This is a genomic window from Bacillus sp. LBA3-1-1.1, assembly GCF_040676495.1.
In the GTDB taxonomy this organism is placed as follows: Bacteria; Bacillota; Bacilli; order Bacillales; family Bacillaceae_G; genus Bacillus_A; species Bacillus_A nitratireducens.
In genome coordinates this window covers 256669-278399 of sequence record NZ_JBEGIB010000022.1, presented here as the reverse complement: position 1 = coordinate 278399, position 21731 = coordinate 256669, and the positions used below count along the sequence as shown (strand labels likewise).

Below are 21731 nucleotides of genomic sequence, written 5' to 3'. Positions count from 1 at the left end.
AAGAGGTTTCTTTTATTTTTTAAACTTAAACATATCCCCGCTCAAATTCGAATCACTATACACAAACAATACCATGTTAATGTTGTTGTCTTTAATGTATTGATATACATCCTTTTCGTGATAGTGACGAAGGTCGAGGATGGATGTGTGTTTGAAGCTTTGTGCTAAGTGAGGCACGATTGCGTTTGCGAATGAGTCTTTTAGGACTAAAGCTCGTACATCATTTGGTGCATTGTTATTTTCGATGACGATTTCTGGATAGTCATTTGTGTAATAGCCGGCGTATGATGTTGTGTCTTTTTGTTTTTCTACGCCATATAGTTCATCTAATGTGCGATATACGGTGCCATTTACATCTTTTGCAGCTACGCTCGTAAAGGTGAAACCGTCTTTCGGTGTGTAGTAGCAAAGTTTTTCTCCAGTTGCATCGATTAGTTGGTATAGCTGGTTGTTAAAGCTTCCAACTAGATGTTTATTTGGAGCGCACGTACGAGTGTAATCTTCTTTTTTTATTTCTTTTCCTTTATATATAGAAGATTGTTGCGCGATTGTGTTCATTATATATTGATAGCCTAAGAAGGCACCATCCATATTCCAGTGATGGTCTGTTTTGAAGTACATACTTTGTATTTCTTCATTTGTATAGTTTTTCTTAAAGTGTTCCATGAGTTTAATTGGTTTTGCGTCCGCTGGAAGTTTATCTAGAAAATAATTTAAATTTTCCTGTGCATATGTGTGAATATGGGTAGGTAATTTAAATGATAATGCATTCGTTTTGGACGGTGGTAAAGCAAAGTAAAACTCAACGTTTTGTTCTTTTAAAAACTGAGATAAATCGTTTATAGCAGGCATGGATTGATCGATTTCAGTATATTTTGTAGTCCATGCTGGGTTTTTTAGAAGCCATTTATCATCAGTTAAAATAATATCGTTAATGAGAGACTTGTCCATTTTAATTTGAGCAAGCGTATAGTTTTTAATGAGTTCATCTCTTCCGATTAATTGATCGTTTGTATATGTCTCAAAGGCTTTAAAGAAGCTACCATTTACGACAGCTTCTTTTGTAAGAGCCGGTTTTTGAGCGAGTGGACGATTTTCAACGGGCGAAACTGCTCGGTCAGTTTTGAGAAGCGATAATATGCCAAATGAAAAGATAATGGTGAGAAAACCGATAAATAGGACGATGTTCCCCAATTTTTTCATAATAACGTTTCCTTCCTACATAAAGTGAAACTTTAATCAGTGGGGGTTTTGTTCATCCCCACTGATTATCAGCCTTAACCAATCGGGCTTTTACGGGCAGCCCGGAAAATAGCGGGATAAGTTAAAACCTGAAATAAATAAATGGATTATACGTCGAATTAACTAAATACATAATCGAAATCATAAATAATGTTAGTAATAATATAGGACGTACAACTTGCATCGTGAACATATATGTTTTGGGCGCAAGTTCTAGTATGTTTTTAACTCTCTTTAAAATCGGTGTCGCTGCGATAAAGGCAATGATAAAAATAATAATGTATTCATGTACGTATAACATTGTGTTGTCATCGATGAAAGATTGCCCCCCTATGCCAAACATCGCTTTTAAATATTGGAACGAGTATGCGAAGTTATCAGCTCGGAAGAAGACCCAACCGATCATAATGATGATTAGTACATATGCATGTTGCAGCGGCGTCCATAGTTTATTTAATATTTTCTCGAATCCAGCTTTTTCAATCGAGATAATAAAGCCGTAATATAATCCCCAGGCGATAAATGTCCAGCTTGCTCCGTGCCATAAACCAGTTAATCCCCATACGATGAAGAGGTTACGGTAATTTGCTAGTTTGGAAACACGGTTTCCGCCAAGCGGAATGTATATATAGTCGCGGAACCAAGAACCTAGTGTAATATGCCATCTTCTCCAAAATTCTGAAATGGACTTTGAAATGTATGGATAATCGAAGTTTTTGGGGAAATCAAATCCGAACATTTTTCCAAGTCCAATTGCCATATCCGAGTATCCTGAGAAATCGAAATAGATTTGAAGCGTATAGGCGATAATCCCGATCCAAGCTGTTCCAGCGCTTATCTCAGACGGCGGTAAGGCGAAGATTTTATCTGCGACAAACCCAACTTGATTGGCAATTAATATTTTTTTCGCTAATCCTAAAACGAAAATTTGGATACCTTCTGTAAATCGTTCGAAAGAATGGATACGCGTTTTAATTTGTTCAGCAACGATATTGTAACGAACGATTGGTCCGGCAATAAGCTGCGGGAAAATAGAAATATATAGTGCTAAGTTAAGTGGGTTCTTTTGAACATCCCCGTCTTTACGATATATATCGATGACATAGGACATCGCTTGGAATGTATAAAATGAAATCCCAATTGGTAGTGGAATAGGTTCCACCTGGATAGATAAATGTAAAGCGTTGTTTAAAATGTCTGTGAAAAATGAAATATATTTAAAATAAGAAAGTAATAAAATATTCCCGACCACAGCCATAATTAAAAATGTGACTTTCATATTTTTTCGTTTATCATAATGATGCACGAGTAGGCCGAAGCAATAGTTTAATACAATAGAGAAGAGCATTAAAAGAACGAAACGTGGTTCTCCCCATGCATAAAAAATTAAACTAAATGCAAGTAATACGAAATTACGAAGCTCGGCACGCACTATAAAATAGAAAAATAATACGAGAGGTAAAAAGATAAATAAGAAAATCGAACTACTAAATACCAAAGGACTCTCCTCACTTTTTCAAAAATACATTTCGTGCAAAAAACCGACATTTCTATTATATATTCTTTTAAATAAAAGTGCCTTTAATATTTTAGCATGTTAATAATTCGATTGAAATGATTATCCTATATAATAGAAGAAAAGGGGAGCGGAATCCTTTTGACACTCACTATTTGTATAAGATAAGATGAATAAGGTGTGATTTGTTTAGAAGGGAAGAGATGGTGTGTTATTTAACTCATTTGAGTTTATTTTTTTATTTTTACCGATAGCATTTCTTTTATATTTTCTATTAAATAAATTTGGACATGCTACATTAGCGAAAGCTTGGCTCGTTGCGGCCTCTCTATTTTTCTATAGTTATTGGAATGTGAAATATTTACCGCTTATGTTAGTGTCGCTCATTGTGAACTATTTTATCGGAATGAGGCTCGTGAAACAAAAGAGTAAACTTCTTTTAACAGTAGGCTTAATATTTAATATAGGAATGCTTAGTTATTTCAAGTATTATGATTTCTTCTTACAAAATGTGAATTCATTATTTGGAACTCATTTTACATTATTATCTTTAACGTTACCACTTGCGATTAGTTTCTATACGTTTCAAAAGATCGCATTTTTAGTAGATACGTATCGCGGGGAAACGAAGGCATGTCATTTTCTTGATTACGCACTGTTTGTAACATTTTTCCCGCAGCTTATTGCAGGACCGATTGTACATCATGCGCAAATTATGCCGCAGTTTGTTGACGATAGTAAAAAGAACTGGCAATCGAAGTATATCGTTCTTGGTATATTCGTATTTGCAGTTGGTATTTTCAAAAAGGTAGGTATTGCAGATGTATTATCACCCCTTGTACATGAAGGGTTTGATGTGCAGCAATCATTAACATTTGTTGAAGCATGGCTTACGTCGTTAGCGTTTACGTTCCAATTGTATTTTGATTTTAGTGGATATAGTGATATGGCAATTGGAATCGCTTTAATGTTTAATATTAAATTACCTCAAAATTTTAATTCACCGTATAAAGCAGTGAATATACAAGATTTTTGGCATCGTTGGCATATGACCCTTAGCCAGTTTTTAACGAAGTACGTATACATTTCTCTAGGAGGAAATCGAAAAGGGATTACGCGTACGTACGTAAATATTATGATTGTATTTTTAATAAGTGGACTTTGGCATGGAGCTGGTTGGACATTTATTTTTTGGGGATTCTTGCACGGTTTAGCTTCTGTTATTCACCGATTATGGAGTAAAGCAGGAGGGCGTATGCCGGCCTTTGCTGGTTGGCTCGTTACGTTTTTCTTCATTAATATAACGTGGGTATTCTTTAGGGCAACATCTATGCATGATGCGGTGAAGGTGTTAAAAGGAATGTTCGGACTAAATGGAATCGAATTAGCAAATAGTGTATTCCCATCATTTATAATAGAGAAGTTACAATTTTTAAAAGAGTACGGTGTTTCATTTACAGAAGGGTACCATGTCTCTTTATTAGATCCGAAAATGGTAGCGTATATTTTTGGAGCGTTATGTATTAGTTTCTTCTTAAAAAATTCAATTCAGTTAAAAGATTCATTCCGTCCAAATGTGTGGACTGCTTTATTTACTGCAATATTGCTTGTATATAGCGTGTTACATTTAACGAGTATTAGTGAGTTTTTATACTTTAATTTCTAGGTGGAGAATATGAAAAACAAACATTGGCTTATTTTCGTTTTTGTATGTGTTTTTGTTCCTCTCGCAGGTGTCGGGATATTTAATAGCTATATAGATTCTCTTTGGTTATTCCCGCATAAAAATAAGTGGAATGATGTGCAGTACGGGTTTAACGAGAGACAACAGAAAACAAATTATATAACGTACCGTCCGTTTACATATGATGGAGTTATACTTGGAAGTAGTAGAACGACTTTTATTAACGAGAATGACTTCACCGGGTTAAACGCATTTAATTATGCGGTAAGTAGTACAGACCCGCGTGAGTATGATGCATATATTGAATATGCAAAAGAACAAAAAGGTAGTGAACTCGCATCTATTGTACTTGGTTTAGATTTCCTTGGAACGAACAAAAATAGGGAAATTGGTTTTGATAAACCAGAAGTGTATATTAATCAGGCGCAAAGCCTATTGTATCCGATTAAATCGTATGTAAGTATGGACGGAATTACTTATTCAAAGAATACAATTGCGAATTCTACTCATCATAGTACGAACATTGACCGGTACAATCGAGAGAATATAAAATCGATGCGCGATTATACGAAAGAAGAGCGTGATGCGCAAGTTACAGCGCAAGTAGATAAGTTTAGTAAAGAGATTTATGGCGGGAATTATGAGTATCAAAATATGAAAGAAATATTAGGAACAGTAAAGGCTCATAATCCGAACACGAAATTTTATATTTTTACAACGCCTGTTTCAGAGCCATTATTCCGTACGATGATTCAATCAGGGCGATGGGAAGATTATAAAAGATGGCTTCATGACGCTGTAGATGTATTTGGAGAAGTTCATCATTTCATGTATCTTAATTCCGTTACAACGAATTTAGACAACTATATGGATGGGCATCATTTCAGACCAGAAATTGGAAAGCTGATTGCGCATAAAGTTGTGAATGAAGAAGATGGCAACGTCCCGAAAGATTTCGGTATTGTCATTACGAAGGATAATATTGATGAGGTGCTAGAAGAGATTCGGGCGTCTTTTCAATAAAAAATAGGTCGTAAATGTGGTCTAGTCTTTGCCGAGTAGACTGTATAAAAAAGAAGCAGCCACCGAAATCTGATGGCTGCTTCTTTTATTCCGCTTCTAAATCAACAATTAAGTAAGCGAGTATAACAACGAAGAAAATACTAACGGACGGCGCTGTTAATACGTGGCCGGACATAAAGCCGATTCCAAGTGATAGTACAACGGTGCTAGCTAATAGCATATATTTCACGGTTATTATTTTCTTAAAGTTTGTTATGATGCGAATGAATAATTTAATACCGAAGTATAGAAGCGGTATTAAGTAAATAAGGAAGCCGACGATTCCGAATGCAAAGAATAGATCGTGGAAGTCCATTTCGATTAATTTAATTTTAACCGTATAGTTACCAGCATAGCCCATTCCGAATAATTTTTGTGATAGCGGTGCGTCTTTATAGTATTGTTTGTATACTTTTAAAAACTTATCGCGATCACTGTAAATTAAACTTTTGACCTCAGAGTCTGTTAGCTCACCTTTTGCATGTTTTTTCTCTGCGTCTGGATCTTCTTTAATTACTTTTCCTTCTTTTCTATCTTTTTCTTCTTGTACTGATTTTTTGTATTCGTATATTTGCATGTGGATGCCCATATTTTTTGCAATAGGAGTATGTGGTGTAAGTGCAATTAAACCTCCTAAAACAATAGCGGCAACAACTGTATTTACGAGATATGTGAATCCTTTACCTTCTTTTTTGCGATGAATCATATATTCAATGAATGAGAATAAAAGTGCCACGCCAAGCGTTAGAACAATTGCACCATATCCTACTTTCGTTCCGACCATAATACTTGCATACATCGCAAGTATTGTTGGAATCCAGTAATAGATTTTCGAGAAAGAAGTTGTTTTATGAATCGAATATAACACTACGATTGGGAACATAATTGCAAAAATAGAACTTAAATCATTTCCAGCAAAGAACCAACCTCTTGAACCAATCTTTGAGTGAGGATAGCTTGGGAAATCTGTACCAGTTTGCATTGCAACAATCAGTGTGATGCTGAAAATTAAAGTTGCATATAAGAAATATGTAATGATTTTATGAAATGTATATTCTTTATTTTTTAACTCTTTAAAGACGATAATATATCCAAACAGTAGCACAATTGGATATATGCTTTTTAAAATAAATTTCACTTCTTCGCCAAATGAAACTGGAGATTTGACCATCATATTATTTACAAGACCAATTGCTAGTACGATCCCGAGTAGGCATAAATAGAGAATGTACTTTTTCGCTCCATGTTGTTTTCTATGAAGAAGTAGATAACCTAATGCAAGAAGCATAAAGGCGAAACGGACTACGATTCCAACTGTTGCGCTCATGTGTAATACATAGATTGAAAAAGATGTTAATAAATCTAAAATTGGTTGAAACACAATGAATAGCAATAGGAAATGCGGGAAGTAGTTATCCGTTTGTTTCAACTTAGTAACCATATGTTCCTCCATTTCTTCATTCCTTTATTTCAACACCCGAGAGATGGGTATAAAAGCCTTTTTTTGGCATAGTAAGGTGAATGAATTTCAATGTTTGTTTTTTGCATCAAACTTAAGAATACACCATTTCATTGCAATGGTAAATAGATGAAAAGCAATGATAAACCAACTTTAATTTCTATATTTTTTAACGAAATTGTATGTTTTATACGGACATATATACAAATTACGAGAAAATTAGACAGAAAATTAAGAAAAAAGAAGGGTTTTTAACATGCTTTCTATAATTATAGAAGTATAATCTTTATGTGGAAAAGAGGGGTATATATAATGGAAGTAACAAGTAAAACAGAATCTGTTGTTGTGAAATATGAAGGGCGCGTAGCAACGGTTATGGTCAATCGCCCAGAGGTTTTAAATGCATTAGATGAACCAACGTTAAAAGAGTTATTACAAAAGTTGAAAGAAGTGGCGGAAAGTTCTGTTCACGTTGTTGTGTTATGCGGCAGTGGCCGTGGTTTTTCTGCGGGTGGAGATATTAAATCGATGCTTTCAAGTAATGATGAAAGTAAGTTTGAAGGTATCATGAATACAATTTCTGAAATCGTGGTGACGTTATATACGATGCCAAAGCTTGTTATTAGTGCAATTCATGGACCAACTGCTGGACTTGGATTAAGTATTGCATTAACAGCTGATTATGTTATGGCAGATATATCATCAGTTATTGCGATGAACTTTATTGGAATCGCTTTAATTCCAGATGGTGGTGGCCATTTCTTCCTTCAAAAGCGCGTCGGTGAAAATATGACGAAGAAAATCATTTGGGAAGGGAAGAAATTATCAGCGACAGAAGCATTAGATATCGGTTTAATTGATGAAGTAATCGGTGAGGATTTCCAAACGGCTGTGAAGCAAAAAATTAATGAATGGTTACACAAACCAATCAAGGCGATGATTCAAACGAAACAAATTTTATGTGAAGTCAATCGTTCTAATTTAGAACAAACGCTTCAGCTTGAAAAGCGTGGTCAATATGCGATGAGACAAACAGCGGACCATAAAGAAGGTATTGCTGCTTTTCTAGAAAAACGTTTACCAGCATTTAAAGGGGAATAAATTGAAACGTTAATCCGTGGGGATTTGTTTATCCCCCGCGGATTATTAGTTTTACTGCCCGTTAATTCGAGATAAAGGGAAGAAAGTGCTAACACATTTTAGTATAATTGTGTTAGCACTTTTTTTAGGAGTATAAATGAAGAGAATTATCGGTGTTATCGTTATGATTTTACTTACATATTATGCTTTGCATAGTACACCATCTCTTGCGGTACGGACTGCATTATTCTTTGAGGGACATCCAACTGTTGCTTTCTCAGGTGAAGTGAAGAAAGAACGGGATGTGAAAAAAGAGGCGATTCCTGATGAGTACCGGACCTTATACGGCGATAAGAAAGAAGAACCAGAGCATTACTTCTTTCCGGTAGTAAGGGCGCACGGATCGGGAATTGATATGTTAAGTGCTTGTGTGAAAAAAGAGTGGTTTTTCTATAAGGCAGAGCTTGGGTGTTATTAAAAATAGGAGGAACAGTGATGTCAACTTATAACAAATTAGTAAGAGACCGTGTCCCGGAGAAAATTTTAATGTCTGGAAAAACATATACAGCACAAAAATTAACAGGACAAGCTTACATACAAGCGTTAGCGAAAATTGGTACAGAAGAAATTCGTGAATTTGCTTCGATGAAAGAGCGTGAACATGCGCTAGATTCACTTGCAGATGCACTTGAAGTTATTATTTCCTTAGCGCGTGCAGAAGGTGCAACAATTGAAGAGGTAGAGCGTCGTCGTAAGCAGAAAGAAGAAGAGCACGGCGGATTTACAAGAGGGATTTATTTGATGGACGTTTCGGAAGAGTAGTTTTATAGAAAAAGCACAGCTTACTCAGTAGCGCCGTGCTTTTTTCCTATAATTAGGCTAACGATTAAGAAGATAACAGTTAATGTCCAGCCGATTGTAATTGAAGTAGTAGTGTGAAAGACATAAGAAACTTGTAAACATAGTAATGATGATAAAAACCAAATAAGTGCAATATGTACATGTTTTTTCGTTACATTCATTTTTGTTATCTCCTTTTTACTTACTAAACTAAATTTTACTATAATTTAGAAAATTAAACTATATGAGTAGAGGTTTTATCGCAATTTCGCTATACTAAATAGTAGAGAGAATGAGGAGGAAACGACAATGGCACATCATGCAAAAGAAACGATGGAATTAATTAAAGAGCTTGTCTCTATTCCAAGTCCATCTGGAAACACTGCGAAAATTATTAATTTTATTGAAAACTATGTAAGTGAGTGGAATGTAGAGACGAAGCGTAATAATAAAGGTGCTCTTATTTTAACGGTTAAAGGAAAGAATGATGATCAGCATCGTTTATTAACTGCACATGTTGATACGTTAGGTGCGATGGTGAAAGAAATTAAGTCTGACGGTCGTCTTCGTCTATCTATGATTGGTGGATTTCGCTGGAACTCTGTAGAAGGGGAATATTGCGAAATTGAAACGTCAAGCGGTAAGAAGTATACAGGTACAATTTTAATGCATCAAACTTCTGTCCATGTGTACAAAGATGCAGGGGAAGCGAAGCGCGATGAGAAAAATATTGAAGTGCGTATTGATGAGCGTGTCTTTTCAGCAGATGAAGTACGTGAGTTAGGAATTGAAGTAGGAGACTTCGTTTCATTTGATCCGCGCGTTCAAATTACAGAGAGTGGATACATAAAATCACGTCATTTAGACGATAAAGTAAGTGTAGCAATTCTATTAAAATTAATTAAAAGATTGCAAGATGAAAAGGTAACATTACCGTATACAACACATTTCTTAATTTCTAATAATGAAGAGATTGGGTACGGTGGTAACTCAAACATTCCAGAAGAGACGGTAGAATATTTAGCAGTTGATATGGGAGCGTTAGGTGATGGACAAGCATCTGATGAATATACAGTATCCATTTGTGCGAAAGACTCTAGCGGTCCATACCACTACGCTTTACGTAAGCATTTAGTTGAATTGGCGAAAGCGAATGCTATTGAATATAAAGTGGATATTTATCCCTACTACGGATCAGACGCATCAGCTGCGATTCGCGCTGGATTTGATGTGAAACATGCATTAATTGGAGCTGGTATTGATTCTTCTCACGCATTTGAGCGTACGCATGAAAGCTCGATTGCACATACAGAAGCACTTGTTTATGCATATGTGTTATCAGAAATGATAGTAGAATAGTGAGAGGGTGGTTGATTCTATGAATCAGCCACTTTTTTGTGTATAAAAACTACTTTAATTGTATTTTATTGTACAATATTAAGAAAGTAGGTTTACTACAGAATTCTAGTATTATAGAATGATAGAGGCGCACTAATTTTTTTTTGCTCGTATTTGTTATAATTTGTATATTAAGATTACGCGTTATTGTAAATGATTTTTGAGAGGAGTATTATTTTTTATGAAGTATCGTGCAGTCGCGGCTGGTATTTTAGCCGCAAGTTTATTATCGTCTCCAGTTAGTAGTTTCGCAGCAGGGAAAAAGTTTTCGGATGTTCCTACATGGGCGCAGGAATCGGTTGACTATTTAGTAGGGAAAAAAGCACTTGATGGAAAACCAGATGGAACGTTTTCTCCATCTGAAGCAGTAGATAAAGGATCAGCTGCAAAAATATTAGCGGTAGTTCTTGGTTTACCAATTGATCCAAAAGCGAAACCATCTTTTAAAGATTCGCAAGATCATTGGGCAGCACCATATATTGCTGCGGTAGAAAAAGCAGGTGTAATTAGTGGAGATGGTACTGGAAAATTCAATCCATCAAGCCAAATTAACCGTGCATCTATGGCATCTATGCTTGTACAAGCATATTCATTAGACAAGAAAATTATTGGAGAACTTCCAACACAGTTTAATGATTTGGAACCTCATTGGGGTAAGAAACAAGCTAATATTTTAGTAGCTTTAGAGATTTCAATGGGTACAGGAAATGGTTGGAAGCCTGACGGTACTGTAAGTCGTGCTGAAGCAGCTCAGTTCATCGCGATGGCAGATAAAAATAAAACAAATACATCGAAAAGAATGTATATGAACAGAAACTTTATTACATATCATCAAGCATCGTTATCATCTGGTATTACTGACACTCAACATAAGCCACAAATGCTTGAAGTGAAAGAGCAAAGAGCGGATGGTTGGTTGAAAGTTGTAACAAGTAAAGGTGAGAAGTGGACGCCTTTAACAGAGAAAACAGATGTTATTAATGAAGGATTTACTGCGTATGCAGAAGCTTCGCATCAATCTAAAGTGTCAGGTACATATAATTCACAAAAAGTAACTGTTATTGAAGAGAATGGTAGCTGGATTCGTATCCGTATGGGAGCTGGTTTCCAATGGGTGGATAAAAATCAATTAAACCCAGTGAAGCAAGGTAACTTCCTAGAAGGTAAAGCGATTATTATTGATCCAGGTCATGGTGGAATTGACTCGGGGAACCCTGGTTATTATGAGAAAGAAAGTAAAACCGTATTAGATGTATCATTACGATTACAGAAAATATTTGAGAAAAAGACACCGTTTACTGTGTTATTCACTCGTACAGATGATACACGTCCAGGAACAAGTGGTCCTGATTCTTTAAAAAAACGTGTAGAATTTGCACAGCAAAATAATGGAGATATTTTTGTAAGTATCCATGCTAATGGTTCTGAATTGAAAAATGGACAAGGCACAGAAACATTATATTATGACTCAGCACGAGCACGAGCAACGAATCCAAATGTAGAAGAGAGTCGTTTATTAGCAGAAAAAATTCAAAACCGTCTTGTGAATGCACTTGGAACAAAAGATCGTGGTGCGAAACATCAGGACTTATACGTAACTAGAGAAAATACAATGCCAGCTGTATTAACAGAATTAGCATTTGTAGATAATAAAAGTGATGCAGATAAAATTGCTACACCAGAACAGAGACAAAGTGCAGCAGAAGCTATTTATCAAGGTATTTTAGATTACTACGAAGCAATGGGTAATGACGTATCTTCGTACCGTTAATAAATAGAGAGAATGATAGAAGAGATTGCTGAGAGGCAGTCTCTTTTATTTATCCCGCTATTTGTGGGCAGTAAGATTCCCACCTAGAAATTAGACGAACACGAGGAAGCTAAGTGGGAGATCAACTGCCCATAAACGCCCGATTGGTGCGGCCGGATTGAATTTTCACTTTATTAAATGAATTATAAAGGTTTCTCTTTATTTCGGGCATATGATATCATTTAATTTTATATGAAAAAAGTATTTGAGTAATTTTGATCATAACAATTTTAAACGATAAAGGATGATAATAGATTGAGTAATTATAGTAAAACACCTGCATGTATATATACGTATGCATTTCGCGAAGAGGAGCGTGCTTTATGTTACTTGGAAATGCGCTCGTTCTTTGGGATGGAGTCTCACGTTAATATTTTAAAAAGTGAAGTCAAGATTGCTCCGAGTAGAAGTCCGTTTATTAAAGAGCGCGTCGAGGTTATGTATGAAGGGGACGACTTAGAAAGCATTTTAAAACAAGTGGAACAAATTGATTTAGCGGGAGCGACATTCAAAGTTATCTTCGTTAAAATCAATGATCTTGGTAAAGAAAATAAAATTGAATATGGAGAAAGACGCCTTATTGAACGAGACCTCGGTATGCATATTGAAGGAGAAGCGGATGTTCGTAATCCAGAGCGTGTATTCGGGATTGTTCCTCTTGGAGGACGCTGGTACTTCGGACACTATGTAGAAAGTGATCCGGTTTGGTATCATCACATAAAAAAACCGCATAGCTATTCGACATCACTGAGCACACGTGTTGCTAGAGCTGTCGCAAATATCGCTGTACCAAACCCAGATGGAGTACGAGCAATTGACCCGTGCTGCGGCATTGGAACAGTAGTAGTAGAAGCACTTTCTATGGGGATTAACATCGTTGGTAGAGATATAAATCCACTTGTGGTGCTCGGAACGAGAAAAAACATCGCACATTTCGGGTTTGAAGGAACAGTAACAAAAGGTCCAATCGAGGAAATTACTGAGAACTACGACGTTGCAATTATCGATATGCCGTATGACTTATTTACGCATGCAACACCAGAAGACCAGTTCTCCATTCTTTCAAGTGCGCGCCGCATCGCTAAAAAGGTAGTCGTTGTCACGATGGAAACAATGGACGACATGATCCATGAAGCGGGATTTGAAATTACAGACCGCTGTATCACAAGAAAAGGATCATTTTCTAGACAAATTCTTGTTTGTGAATAAGAAAGAAAGGTCACCCGTTTATTAAATTACAGGATAGTTAGTCCATTATGAGGCTGATTATCCTTTTTTATTTAACAACAAATATAAAAACTCCATTTTGAATAAAGATTGATCAAAATGGAGTTACCCTTTTTAGCTAAGTATGAGATTTTTATAAAAAAGTTTGATTATTTTACTGAGCCTTAATGAATAACATTTCAAGAATACCAATAAAAAGCATAATCAGTCATAACTGAAGAATCACCCAACTGATGTAACATAGCTGAAATATTCCCTCTATGATAGGTTCCATGATTCACAACGTGTAAGACCATTTCAGATATACTTGTTTCTCTTAATCCTGCCCATGGATTATCCAACATTATTCTCTTTTCCATATCCTCCTGTCTGTTCAAAAAGGTTTTAAACCGGGATGTTAAAGTGTGAAATTCCGTTTCTAAGTCTTCAATGGGCAGTTTCTCAATCTTTTCTTGAATTTGAAATGAAGATTGCATTGCTTCATTCATACTCTGACCCTCAAGGGTATGAAGCCATCCATATTCCACCAAATAGAGATGAGATAAAACCTTTGAAACAGAAGAAAAGACACTTTTCATTTCCTTTTGATATTTCTCAGGAGAAAGTGTCTTAAGATGATCAATAATCCGTTGATTTGCCCATACATGATAGTTATATAGATTTTCTACATGATTTTCCATACAATCGTCTCCTTATCATCACGTTTTTTAATGTTCTTTATCAGAATGAATTATTCCTTTAAATATCATTACTTATTTGATGAGATCTTCAACTAAATGGCCCAATTGTTGAACAAAGGTCAAAGCAATCTTCAACTAACCTGCCCTGTTAGTTGAAGTACATTTCTTCACAATGTTTATCGTTAGATTAACATAAATATCCAACAAGAAAACATCAAACCTCTAAGAAATCTATAGAGGTTTGATGTTTTTAATCAATCTTTTTTACAAAGCTACACTTGTGACAAAAAAGCTTATTTTTTCATTTTGTGGTGATTCTGAATTCTTAAGTTGATGGGCATGCCTGTGTAGGTGACCTTTTTTTGGCTTGTATCAATGTGTGATTAGTTGGTAGTTTAGATGGGAGATTTGACGGGATTTGTTGAATAGACGATATATCTCGAGAGTTGTTTTGTTAGTAAATTACTCTTCTTTCGTCTTCTCTTGTTGTGCAATTAGTAAATTGCGTAATACGTGTCCGCGGTAACTTTCTAGTTTTCGTCCTTCATGATAGCGAACACCTAATTTCTTTAGTTCGGCTACGTACCAGCCTTTTGTTCCGTAATACATGAGACCACTTCCTTTTTTCTTTTGAACAGTATATGTGCCTGGGCGAGAGAATTTTCTTTTTTTATTCATGAAATTTTCGGAGTTTAATATTGAATATTCAGTTTATTTTTATTATGATTAACTTATTATCGGATGACAGTGATTAGCCTCGCTGTAAGCCCGGATTTATGTTTGAAAATGAAGAGAGTAACTTCTTTCCACTTGAGCTTCTTTAGCAGAAGTACGAGCTATAAGGATAAGGGTAGTAAAATTCAATGTAAATGTGTACATTGTTTTTCTGGCTCTTAACATAGTAACGGAGGATGAAATATGCGTAAAGGGACATTTTTTATGGCAGGACATTCGAGACTTCCGAAAGGGATGGCTGTTCGCAGTATGTACGAAACATTAACGATTACAATTGAGGCAGATCATAAATATCACGTCATTATTGAAGCGTCATGTACGCTTGCGACAGAGCACGGTAGAGACTTCGTTTCTCAAATTTTGAGAGGACATAGTTTGCAAGATGGTATTGAAGAGATCGTTCAAGATATTACGGACCATTATCAAGGAAAAGCGCAAAATGCTATCGTCAGTGCGGTCAAAGATTTGCATCGCCAATACGTAAGTTATTTAAATGATGAACAGCCCAGAGGAGAGTACGAGGAAACAACACCATAAAAACTGTCTAGTTTACAACCATAAACGAGAGCCAGTTGTATTTCTTTTTAAAGAGATACGACTGGCTTTTTATATTGAGGAGGCAAGAACTATGAAAAAGTTAAATGAAGGGCAAGTTGTAAAACAAGAGACGAAAAAAAGAGGGTGCGCAGAAAGTAAAGGGATTTGTAACATGTGTAAAGTATGTCGAGAAAATAATAAAAAACGAATTGACAGTTAGAATATTTTGAATTATTATTTAATTAATAAGATCCATACGAGAAATTAGCCTTCTCTATATCCGATCTTGCTTTCCTGTTTTATAAATATTTTCATACAAACTGTCTATTATTATTGTACTTTAAGAGATTAAAGAACATTCGTAATTATGAGCCAGTTGTACGTTTCTACGATTTTATGTCGTGGTATGCGTATAACTGGCTTTTTCGTTGTTAGGACAGTAAGACCGAATCTCAGCATAAGAAGATAAGGATAACTGTCTGTAAAAAGCGTCAATACGTTCTTCATATTTAAATTAGGGAGGAATTGAAATGTCGATTATTACAGAACAAAATGCGAAGATGAAATTTGCAAAGGAATATGAGGGGTATGAAATTGCTCCTCATCCAGAGCATAAGCGTTTATATCATATTGTTTTAAATCAGCAATTGCTTAAGCATTTTTTTGAAGAGGTAAAAGAGCATTCAGAGCAGTCACTGCAATATATTCCTTATTCTCGATTTAATCTTGCGGATGGAATGAGAAAGATTTTTGGGCAATCATTTATGGATAACATTCGCGGCATTATTCATGACCGTGAAACGGGCGGATTTACAATTGGGGTGCAAGGTGAAACAGCAGATCCAGCAGACTACGTGAAATTTGCAACAGCATTAACACATTTAATCGGGGAGCCAAACTTTGATGCAATGACAGGAACGTATTATGCTAGATTTAATGTGAAAGATACAGATAGTAGTGATTCTTACCTTCGTCAAGCGTATCGATTGTTTACACTGCATACAGACGGTACATTCGTTGATGAGCCGACAGATTGGCTTCTTATGATGAAAATTGAAGAGCAAAATGCAGTAGGCGGAGAATCTCGTTTACTACATTTAGACGATTGGGAAGACCTTCAGAAATTTAGAGAGCATTCACTCGCATCTGTTAAAATTACGTATAAAGCACCACCAAGTAAAAATTCGCAAGAAATCGTCTATCGTGAAACGTTTTTTGACGTAAATAACGCCCCGTGTATTTGCTTTATTGATCAGTTCGCTTATCCAGATAATATTGAACAAGCAAACTATTTGAAAGACTTATCATATTCTGTTGAAAATTCACCAGCAACACATGCATTGAAATTACCAATTGGTGACTTAGTTCTTTTAAACAACTTATTTTGGATGCACGGAAGAGCTGCATTTGAGAAAAATAAAGATTTATATAGAGAACTAATGCGTCAACGTGGTTGTTTTTCTAAATAAGTTTGTACGGTGGGTCTTAAAAAAGGCCTGCCTTTCATCATATTAAGGGGGAAGTAGGATGTATGACTTTATAATTATTGGCGGAGGAATTGTTGGGCTTTCAACAGGAATGGCTTTAACGAAAAAATTCCCTCGTGCGAAAATCGCGATCATTGAAAAAGAAAAGGAACTTGCACATCATCAAACTGGACATAATAGCGGAGTAATTCATTCTGGAATTTATTATAAACCAGGGAGTTATAAAGCGAAGTTTGCTAAAGAAGGAAATGCAGCTATGGTTCAATTTTGTAAAGAAAATGACATCGCTTATGACATGTGCGGAAAAGTAATTGTCGCTACAGAAAAGGACGAAATTCCTCTTTTACATAACTTATATGAGAGAGGCTTACAAAACGATTTACATATTGAAAAAATAGATAAGGAAGAATTAGCTGAAATTGAACCGCATGTAAAAGGACTTGGGGCAATCCGTGTTCCTTCTTGCGGAATTGCTGATTATAAAGGCGTAAGTTATGCATTTGCCCGTTTGATCCAAGAAAGCGGGGGAGAAGTACATTTAGGAACAGCGGCGGAGCGTATTACTGAGAAGAAAGACGCTGTAACAATTGAGACAAATCAAGGTGTATTTAAAACGAAATTTCTCATTAACTGCGCTGGCTTACATAGTGATCGCATTGCGAAAAAGACAGGCATATTAACGGATATGAAAATTGTTCCGTTTCGTGGTGAATATTATGAACTTGTCCCAGAAAAACGCCATCTCGTAAAACATTTAATCTATCCAGTTCCAAATCCTGAATTTCCGTTTTTAGGTGTTCATTTCACAAGAATGATAAACGGAGACGTACATGCAGGACCAAACGCAGTATTAAGCTTTAAGCGAGAAGGCTATACGAAAACAGACTTTGATATAAAAGACTTCATGGAAACAATGACATACACAGGCTTTTGGAAAATGGCGATGCCAAATATGAAAGAAGGCATAAAAGAAATGGTGCGCTCATTCAGTAAACAATCATTCCTAAAAAGCTTACAGCGTTTAATATCAGAGCTAACAGAAAAGGATATCGTCCCAACCCATGCAGGTGTAAGGGCACAAGCCATTTTATCAAACGGAAATATGGTTGATGACTTTTGTATTATCCCTGGCATCAATTCTCTGCACATTTGTAATGCGCCATCTCCAGCGGCAACGGCTAGTATAAAGATTGGCGAGGAGATTGCGAAGCAAGTGCCGGATGTGGTGGCGGTTAGGGTTTGATGGGTCAGGGTGATTTGAGTCATAAATTCGCCTCATTTTGAAGCGTAATATTACCGTAAATCATGAATTTGAAGCATCCCTTCTCATAAAGTGAAATTTTAGTCAGTGGTGATTTTTCTTTAGTATTAGGGCTACGAAATTGAAAACTATTTAAAGAAAATACGACATCACTTCTATTTCTAGTTTATTAAAATAGGATTTATAGTAAGAATTTCTAAAAATATAAAGGAGGGATATGCTTTGTTTCCAGGTACTTTATATGAAACACATGTTAAAACAAAAAATTTAGAAGTGGCAAAAGAGTTTTATACTAAACTTGGATTATTTCATGCTCACACTATTGAAGAACGCCGCGTAGCATTCTTTTGGTTTGATAAAGAAAATAAGAAGGAACAAATGCTGGGCATTTGGGAGGTATCGGAAGAAGCATTCCATACAAGTCACTTTGCATTCAAGGTTAACTATGAAGAAATCATTCATGCAAGAGAATGGCTTCTTAATAAAGGAATAAACCCAAGGGCCGCTTTCGGTCTTGAACCTTCCGAGCCTATGGTTCAAACGTGGACACCGACTGCAAATCTTTATTTTTACGACCCTGACGGCAATTCTTTAGAATTTCTATGTTTACTTCCTGAAAAGAAAAACGTAAAACAAGACGTCATGTATTTGAGTGAGTGGGAAAGCTTGGGGAGTGAAGAATAAATTTGATTTTTAACTCAAATCCCGCAAATCTATGGCTTAAATCACCCCCTGAGTTTTCGGGGGATTTTTTGTTTTGGGGCTAATAATCACCTACTGTATAAAAAAGTAGACAGTAGTGTGTATTTTTCAAAAAATGTATACAGATTTATCCCGCATTAACTGCCCGTAAAAGCCCGATTGGTGTGGGCTAATAATCAGTGGGGGATGAAGCCCCCCACTGATTAAAGTTTCACTTTATACTCTATGCGTTGGCATGATATTTGCAATAAAAAGAGTATCAACATATAGGGGAGAGATAGAAATGAAGGTTAGTAAAGTGTACACGACAATTGATGCTCACGTAGCTGGGGAACCGCTTCGAATTATTACAGGCGGCGTGCCAGAAATAAAAGGAGAAACGCAGCTAGAAAGACGCGCATACTGCATGGAACATTTGGATCACCTTCGCGAGGTTCTTATGTATGAACCGAGAGGACATCACGGCATGTACGGTTGTATCATTACTCCGCCTGCGAGTGCTCATGCTGATTTTGGTGTATTATTTATGCACAATGAAGGCTGGAGTACGATGTGTGGTCACGGAATTATCGCTGTTATTACAGTAGGAATTGAAACTGGTATGTTTGAAGTGATAGGGGAAAAACAAAAATTCATTATTGATAGCCCTGCCGGGGAAGTTATTGCGTACGCAAAATTTAACGGGAGCGAAGTAGAGTCAGTATCATTTGAAAACGTTCCTTCATTTGTATATAAGAAAGATGTTCCTATTAAAATAGATAACTATGAATTTCAAGTAGATATCGCGTTTGGCGGAGCGTTCTACGCTGTTGTAGATAGTAAAGAATTTGGTTTGAAAGTTGATTTCAAAGATTTAGCTGCGATTCAAACGTGGGGAGGTAAAATTAAGCACTACATTGAGAGTCAAATGGAAGTAAAACATCCACTTGAAGAAGATTTAAAAGGAATATACGGCGTTATTTTCTCAGATGAACCGAAAGGGAAAGACGCTAGCTTACGAAATGTAACGATTTTCGCTGATGGGCAAGTAGACCGTTCTCCTTGCGGTACAGGAACTTCCGCAAGAATCGCAACTCTTTTTGAAAAAGATGCCTTACAAAAGGGAGAAACGTTCATTCACGAATGCATTACTGACGGCCAATTTGAGGGAGAAGTATTATCGGTAACCGCAGTAGATACATATGAAGCTGTCATTCCGAAAGTAACGGGGAATGCATTTATTACAGGGTTTCATCAGTTCGTTGTAGACCCGAGAGATGATTTGAATCGGGGATTTTTGTTAAGCTAAAAGGAGGAGGTGGAAAGATATGCTAGTCATAAGCGCAAACGAACAAAGAAACTTAGTAAATATGAACGAAGTCATTGAATGCGCGGCGCGTGCTTTAAAAGAATTTTCAGCAGAAAGAACGATCACACCAATTCGCGGCTCATTACCATTTGCGAACGAGAAAAATACGGCATTAATTATGCCTTCAGTAGCGGAAGGACTTGAGGCACTTGGCTTAAAAGTAGTAACAGTAGTCCCCGAGAACAAAAAGATAGGAAAGAAAACGATAAACGGGATTGTGATGCTATCAGACTTTCAAACGGGAGAACCGCTCGCACTTTTAGAAGGATCGTACTTAACGATGATTCGAACAGGCGCCTTATCAGGAGTAGCGACAAAATATTTAGCTCGTCATAATGCAAAAAACTTGTGCATTATCGGAACAGGTGAACAAGCGAAAGGAATTGCTGAAGCTGTATTTGCGGTGAGAGATATCGAAAAAGTCATTTTATACAATCGAACAGAAGAAAAAGCGTATGCATTCTCGCAATATATACAAGAGAGATTCAATAAACCTGCTTATGTTCACACAAATGCAAATGAAGCAATAAGCGAAGCAGACATCATCGTCACAACTACGAACGCATCCACACCAGTCTTCTCAGAAAAACTACAAAAAGGCGTCCACGTAAACGCCGTCGGCTCATTCAAACCGAATATGCAAGAACTACCATCCCACGCCATCGCGGGCGCTAACAAAGTAATAGTCGAATCAAAAGAAGCAGCACTAGAAGAAACAGGTGATCTTCAAGTTCCAGTGCGAGAAGGTTTATTTGAAGCAAGCAACATCCATGCTGAACTTGGTCAAATTATAAGCGGGGAAAGAACAGGCCGCGAAAGCGATGAAGAGATTACTGTTTTTAAATCGGTTGGTTTGGCGGTAGTGGATATTATCGTTGCGAAGTATTTGTATGAGAAAGCGGTGGAGCGCGGCGTGGGGAATAGGATTGAGTTTTGAGGGACTGCCTTTTGGTGGTCTTTTTCATTTGGGGGATAAGTTACTCTATTTGGAAATCTATATATATTTTCACATGAAAGTGTGTTGAGATTGTGGTGTTCTTTTTGTTTATAATGCGTGTACACATATCAAATGCAATGCAAAAGCTAGTGTTAAAGGGTATAAGATATTTATGTTCAAAACACCTTGGTAATTGATTAGAGAAATGAGTTTGGAAAATAGATTGATTTTAGTTAGAGAAGAAGAACTTAGAAAAATATCAGTATTTGATTCTAATGGAGTTGTTTTTGTTTGTCCCTTATTTTCTAATTGGAGAATAAGGGACAAAGTTTTATGAAGGAGTAAATTTAGACACTAAGTATGCAGCTTTTTTTACCATTCTCGCCATTCTTCTGTTATATCTTCCTCGGATTCTAAGCCAGCTATTCGTGCTCCTGTATCGATAAATTCATAGAGATCTTCTCTTTCCATTGTTTCGATAAAATGGTCATGTTCGATATTTAATTCATTTAGTTTAATAACTACCTCTTTAACAACTTGCATTACTTCGACTTCGGTTGGATTCTCGCCTAATTGCTCTAAATTGTTAATGTAAGTGTCGAGAACTTTATTTGTTGCACTTATATTTTCTTCAGTGAAAAATTCCCCATCTTCATCATACTCAACCCATGAGGTTGTTGGTTTGTTTTTTTTCAATTCATCAAATGTCATGATAACCTCCTAAAA

General features: G+C 36.3%; 22 protein-coding genes. 15 read left to right on the top strand and 7 right to left on the bottom strand.

Features of this window, described 5'->3' with window-relative positions:
• Positions 1-12: 12 nt before the first annotated feature.
• Together patB1 and MRBLBA3_RS18555 are read right to left on the bottom strand one after the other, a co-directional pair.
• Positions 13-1203, bottom strand: a complete 1191-nt coding sequence (patB1, locus tag MRBLBA3_RS18560; protein ID WP_363382884.1) for a secondary cell wall polysaccharide O-acetyltransferase PatB1 — start codon at positions 1201-1203, stop codon at positions 13-15.
• Between the two features lie 121 nt (positions 1204-1324).
• Positions 1325-2740: an MBOAT family O-acyltransferase gene (locus tag MRBLBA3_RS18555; protein ID WP_000232134.1), complete on the bottom strand. Its 1416-nt coding sequence runs from the start codon at positions 2738-2740 to the stop codon at positions 1325-1327.
• Between the two features lie 226 nt (positions 2741-2966).
• Between MRBLBA3_RS18555 and MRBLBA3_RS18550 the strand changes: the two genes are divergently transcribed.
• A complete protein-coding gene (locus MRBLBA3_RS18550) occupies positions 2967-4424 on the top strand; it encodes an MBOAT family O-acyltransferase (RefSeq protein WP_363382880.1) in 1458 nt (485 codons plus the stop codon).
• Positions 4425-4433: 9 nt separating this feature from the next.
• A complete protein-coding gene (locus tag MRBLBA3_RS18545; protein ID WP_000790887.1) occupies positions 4434-5465 on the top strand; it encodes a hypothetical protein in 1032 nt (343 codons plus the stop codon).
• An 85-nt stretch (positions 5466-5550) separates the two neighbouring features.
• Here MRBLBA3_RS18545 and MRBLBA3_RS18540 read toward each other — a convergent pair whose 3' ends face one another.
• Positions 5551-6945, bottom strand: coding sequence for an O-antigen ligase family protein (locus tag MRBLBA3_RS18540; RefSeq protein WP_363382877.1), 1395 nt, complete (start codon positions 6943-6945; stop codon positions 5551-5553).
• A 330-nt stretch (positions 6946-7275) separates the two neighbouring features.
• Here MRBLBA3_RS18540 and MRBLBA3_RS18535 point away from each other — a divergent pair, with 330 nt between their 5' ends.
• The 3 genes from MRBLBA3_RS18535 (at position 7276) to MRBLBA3_RS18525 (ending at position 8865) form a co-directional block, all read left to right on the top strand.
• On the top strand, positions 7276-8064 hold the full coding sequence (locus tag MRBLBA3_RS18535) for an enoyl-CoA hydratase (protein ID WP_002150258.1): 789 nt from the start codon (positions 7276-7278) through the stop codon (positions 8062-8064).
• 136 nt (positions 8065-8200) lie between these two features.
• On the top strand, positions 8201-8521 hold the full coding sequence (locus tag MRBLBA3_RS18530; RefSeq protein ID WP_363382874.1) for a hypothetical protein: 321 nt from the start codon (positions 8201-8203) through the stop codon (positions 8519-8521).
• Between the two features lie 17 nt (positions 8522-8538).
• Positions 8539-8865: a nucleoside triphosphate pyrophosphohydrolase gene (locus tag MRBLBA3_RS18525; protein WP_363382871.1), complete on the top strand. Its 327-nt coding sequence runs from the start codon at positions 8539-8541 to the stop codon at positions 8863-8865.
• A 20-nt stretch (positions 8866-8885) separates the two neighbouring features.
• Here the strand turns inward: MRBLBA3_RS18525 and MRBLBA3_RS18520 are convergent, their stop codons facing one another.
• Complete coding sequence (locus tag MRBLBA3_RS18520; RefSeq protein ID WP_363382868.1) at positions 8886-9065, bottom strand: hypothetical protein; 180 nt, start codon at positions 9063-9065, stop codon at positions 8886-8888.
• Between the two features lie 127 nt (positions 9066-9192).
• Between MRBLBA3_RS18520 and MRBLBA3_RS18515 the strand changes: the two genes are divergently transcribed.
• The 3 genes from MRBLBA3_RS18515 (at position 9193) to MRBLBA3_RS18505 (ending at position 13300) form a co-directional block, all read left to right on the top strand.
• Positions 9193-10242 (top strand): M42 family metallopeptidase, encoded by a 1050-nt coding sequence (locus MRBLBA3_RS18515; RefSeq protein WP_044738311.1) that lies wholly within the window; start codon positions 9193-9195, stop codon positions 10240-10242.
• Positions 10243-10462: 220 nt separating this feature from the next.
• The gene (locus MRBLBA3_RS18510; protein ID WP_363382866.1) at positions 10463-12052 is read left to right on the top strand and encodes an N-acetylmuramoyl-L-alanine amidase; all 1590 of its coding nucleotides are present in this window, start codon (positions 10463-10465) and stop codon (positions 12050-12052) included.
• Between the two features lie 294 nt (positions 12053-12346).
• Complete coding sequence (locus MRBLBA3_RS18505) at positions 12347-13300, top strand: TRM11 family SAM-dependent methyltransferase (protein ID WP_016128797.1); 954 nt, start codon at positions 12347-12349, stop codon at positions 13298-13300.
• Positions 13301-13497: 197 nt separating this feature from the next.
• Here MRBLBA3_RS18505 and MRBLBA3_RS18500 read toward each other — a convergent pair whose 3' ends face one another.
• Both MRBLBA3_RS18500 and MRBLBA3_RS18495 read right to left on the bottom strand, forming a co-directional pair.
• Positions 13498-13998: a DinB family protein gene (locus MRBLBA3_RS18500; RefSeq protein ID WP_363382863.1), complete on the bottom strand. Its 501-nt coding sequence runs from the start codon at positions 13996-13998 to the stop codon at positions 13498-13500.
• Between the two features lie 462 nt (positions 13999-14460).
• Complete coding sequence (locus MRBLBA3_RS18495) at positions 14461-14676, bottom strand: YflJ family protein (RefSeq protein ID WP_001036193.1); 216 nt, start codon at positions 14674-14676, stop codon at positions 14461-14463.
• 240 nt (positions 14677-14916) lie between these two features.
• Between MRBLBA3_RS18495 and MRBLBA3_RS18490 the strand changes: the two genes are divergently transcribed.
• The 7 genes from MRBLBA3_RS18490 to MRBLBA3_RS18460 all read left to right on the top strand — a co-directional run bounded on the left by MRBLBA3_RS18490 (position 14917) and on the right by MRBLBA3_RS18460 (position 21005).
• A complete protein-coding gene (locus MRBLBA3_RS18490) occupies positions 14917-15270 on the top strand; it encodes a DUF3870 domain-containing protein (protein ID WP_097884598.1) in 354 nt (117 codons plus the stop codon).
• Between the two features lie 91 nt (positions 15271-15361).
• Positions 15362-15490 carry a hypothetical protein gene (locus MRBLBA3_RS18485; protein ID WP_000735815.1) on the top strand — a complete coding sequence of 43 codons (129 nt, stop codon included), beginning with the start codon at positions 15362-15364 and terminating at the stop codon, positions 15488-15490.
• Positions 15491-15800: 310 nt separating this feature from the next.
• Complete coding sequence (glaH, locus tag MRBLBA3_RS18480; RefSeq protein ID WP_363382854.1) at positions 15801-16739, top strand: glutarate dioxygenase GlaH; 939 nt, start codon at positions 15801-15803, stop codon at positions 16737-16739.
• A gap of 58 nt (positions 16740-16797) precedes the next feature.
• Positions 16798-18000 (top strand): L-2-hydroxyglutarate oxidase, encoded by a 1203-nt coding sequence (gene lhgO / locus MRBLBA3_RS18475; protein WP_363382851.1) that lies wholly within the window; start codon positions 16798-16800, stop codon positions 17998-18000.
• Positions 18001-18240: 240 nt separating this feature from the next.
• Positions 18241-18702, top strand: coding sequence for a VOC family protein (locus MRBLBA3_RS18470; protein ID WP_098636391.1), 462 nt, complete (start codon positions 18241-18243; stop codon positions 18700-18702).
• A gap of 253 nt (positions 18703-18955) precedes the next feature.
• A complete protein-coding gene (locus MRBLBA3_RS18465) occupies positions 18956-20008 on the top strand; it encodes a proline racemase family protein (RefSeq protein ID WP_363382847.1) in 1053 nt (350 codons plus the stop codon).
• Positions 20009-20027: 19 nt separating this feature from the next.
• Positions 20028-21005: an ornithine cyclodeaminase family protein gene (locus MRBLBA3_RS18460; RefSeq protein ID WP_363382845.1), complete on the top strand. Its 978-nt coding sequence runs from the start codon at positions 20028-20030 to the stop codon at positions 21003-21005.
• Positions 21006-21377: 372 nt separating this feature from the next.
• On the opposite strand, the gene MRBLBA3_RS18455 is transcribed toward MRBLBA3_RS18460, so the two are convergent.
• Positions 21378-21716, bottom strand: a complete 339-nt coding sequence (locus tag MRBLBA3_RS18455) for a hypothetical protein (protein WP_363382842.1) — start codon at positions 21714-21716, stop codon at positions 21378-21380.
• Positions 21717-21731: the final 15 nt, after the last annotated feature.

Bases quoted from the DNA above. Each gene is read 5' to 3' on its own strand.
- patB1 (WP_363382884.1), bottom strand. From the start codon at position 1,203: ATGAAAAAATTGGGGAACATCGTCCTATTTATCGGTTTTCTCACCATT.
- MRBLBA3_RS18545 (WP_000790887.1), top strand. From the start codon at position 4,434: ATGAAAAACAAACATTGGCTTATTTTCGTTTTTGTATGTGTTTTTGTT.
- MRBLBA3_RS18540 (WP_363382877.1), bottom strand. From the start codon at position 6,945: ATGGTTACTAAGTTGAAACAAACGGATAACTACTTCCCGCATTTCCTA.
- MRBLBA3_RS18535 (WP_002150258.1), top strand. From the start codon at position 7,276: ATGGAAGTAACAAGTAAAACAGAATCTGTTGTTGTGAAATATGAAGGG.
- MRBLBA3_RS18530 (WP_363382874.1), top strand. From the start codon at position 8,201: ATGAAGAGAATTATCGGTGTTATCGTTATGATTTTACTTACATATTAT.
- MRBLBA3_RS18525 (WP_363382871.1), top strand. From the start codon at position 8,539: ATGTCAACTTATAACAAATTAGTAAGAGACCGTGTCCCGGAGAAAATT.
- MRBLBA3_RS18520 (WP_363382868.1), bottom strand. From the start codon at position 9,065: ATGAATGTAACGAAAAAACATGTACATATTGCACTTATTTGGTTTTTA.
- MRBLBA3_RS18515 (WP_044738311.1), top strand. From the start codon at position 9,193: ATGGCACATCATGCAAAAGAAACGATGGAATTAATTAAAGAGCTTGTC.
- MRBLBA3_RS18510 (WP_363382866.1), top strand. From the start codon at position 10,463: ATGAAGTATCGTGCAGTCGCGGCTGGTATTTTAGCCGCAAGTTTATTA.
- MRBLBA3_RS18500 (WP_363382863.1), bottom strand. From the start codon at position 13,998: ATGGAAAATCATGTAGAAAATCTATATAACTATCATGTATGGGCAAAT.
- MRBLBA3_RS18495 (WP_001036193.1), bottom strand. From the start codon at position 14,676: ATGAATAAAAAAAGAAAATTCTCTCGCCCAGGCACATATACTGTTCAA.
- MRBLBA3_RS18490 (WP_097884598.1), top strand. From the start codon at position 14,917: ATGCGTAAAGGGACATTTTTTATGGCAGGACATTCGAGACTTCCGAAA.
- MRBLBA3_RS18485 (WP_000735815.1), top strand. From the start codon at position 15,362: ATGAAAAAGTTAAATGAAGGGCAAGTTGTAAAACAAGAGACGAAAAAA.
- glaH (WP_363382854.1), top strand. From the start codon at position 15,801: ATGTCGATTATTACAGAACAAAATGCGAAGATGAAATTTGCAAAGGAA.
- lhgO (WP_363382851.1), top strand. From the start codon at position 16,798: ATGTATGACTTTATAATTATTGGCGGAGGAATTGTTGGGCTTTCAACA.
- MRBLBA3_RS18465 (WP_363382847.1), top strand. From the start codon at position 18,956: ATGATATTTGCAATAAAAAGAGTATCAACATATAGGGGAGAGATAGAA.
- MRBLBA3_RS18460 (WP_363382845.1), top strand. From the start codon at position 20,028: ATGCTAGTCATAAGCGCAAACGAACAAAGAAACTTAGTAAATATGAAC.
- MRBLBA3_RS18455 (WP_363382842.1), bottom strand. From the start codon at position 21,716: ATGACATTTGATGAATTGAAAAAAAACAAACCAACAACCTCATGGGTT.